The sequence below is a fragment of the Photobacterium sp. R1 genome (genome assembly GCF_054600795.1).
The window spans coordinates 1-270 of sequence record NZ_BAAHZP010000566.1; the positions used below are offsets into that span (position 1 = coordinate 1).

Genomic DNA, 270 nt, shown 5'->3' on the forward strand with positions numbered 1-270 from the left:
TACGCAGCCGGCGAAACTCATTACTCGCCATCTCAATGGCAATGCTCAGACGTTCCTGCTCGAACTCTCGGTCCAGACAGGCGGCCGGTGACACCGCTTCCAGCCGGGGCTGGTTGTCATCCCACCAGGCTTTAGCAATGGCAACCCCTGTAGATGCGGCGGAACCTGTCAGATGCAGGCCGTCACGCTGGCCTGGCCACATCCCCTGCGCTTTGGCATGTGCCAGAATTACCGCCAGCTGTGCGGCCAGTGTCACCATGAACTATTCTT

At 59.6% G+C, this 270-nt stretch carries 1 pseudogene; it reads right to left on the reverse strand.

Annotated features, from left to right (window positions below):
* A pseudogene (locus ACYP03_RS26310) lies at window positions 1–262 on the reverse strand (phosphoenolpyruvate-utilizing N-terminal domain-containing protein); the annotation flags it as partial.
* Window positions 263–270: the final 8 nt, after the last annotated feature.